Here is a 620-nt window from a genome sequence, read left to right as displayed (position 1 = left end):
TGAGTTTGGCTGAAACGGCCAAAGCAAACGGAATTGATTTTTATCAGTACTTGGTAAAGCTGATGACGGAATTACCTAATATATCGTTTCATCAACACCCTGAGATTTTACATAATTACATGCCATGGTCAGAGAATATTCAAGCCACATGTGCAAAATAGCCAGCTAACTGAAAAAAATTCAGTTAGCTGGCCGTTCGTCGTGCGTACCGTGAAGGTGCGCTATTTTTTATATTTCGGGCTTACAAATCTGTTAAAAAAATAATAGCAAATTCCAGATACTCTTTACTTTCCTCTGTTAACAATTCTTGTAAGGCCTCTTCTGGAGAATCAATATCTTGATGAAAAGTTCCAGCCAAGAACTGAAAAACATGGATTGTCAACACTAAACTAGACAGTTTTCTTAAGGTGCGTAAATTTGTATTCCACTGGACTTAAATAATCTAAAGTACCGTGGATGCGTAGATGGTTAAACCAGTGCACATAATCTGTAAACTCTCTTTGTAACTCTTCTAAGCTATCAAAATGACGTTTCTTTACGAACTCTGTTTTGATGATTTTGAATGTTGCTTCTGCTACTGCATTATCATACGGACAGCCTTTCAAACTTAGAGATCGCTT

The 620-nt window shown here is 36.8% G+C and carries 2 protein-coding genes and 1 pseudogene; 1 reads left to right on the top strand and 2 read right to left on the bottom strand.

Annotated features, from left to right (window positions below; translation table 11 throughout):
- A partial coding sequence (locus A2U94_RS21000; RefSeq protein ID WP_197473421.1) for a transposase domain-containing protein occupies positions 1 to 161 on the top strand: 161 nt, incomplete at its 5' end.
- Between the two features lie 86 nt (positions 162 to 247).
- Here the strand turns inward: A2U94_RS21000 and A2U94_RS22055 are convergent.
- Together A2U94_RS22055 and A2U94_RS20105 are read right to left on the bottom strand one after the other, a co-directional pair.
- Positions 248 to 397: pseudogene (locus A2U94_RS22055) on the bottom strand (hypothetical protein); the annotation flags it as partial.
- On the bottom strand, positions 390 to 620 hold a 231-nt coding region (locus A2U94_RS20105; protein ID WP_156482325.1), incomplete at its 5' end, for an IS3 family transposase. The gene A2U94_RS20105 and the pseudogene A2U94_RS22055, both read right to left, overlap by 8 nt.

The organism is Bacillus sp. VT 712 (genome assembly GCF_001614195.1).
Taxonomy (GTDB): Bacteria; Bacillota; Bacilli; order Bacillales; family Bacillaceae_H; genus Priestia; species Priestia flexa.
The sequence above is the reverse complement of the archived record's forward strand: the minus strand, read 5'-3'. Positions and strand labels throughout refer to the sequence as shown.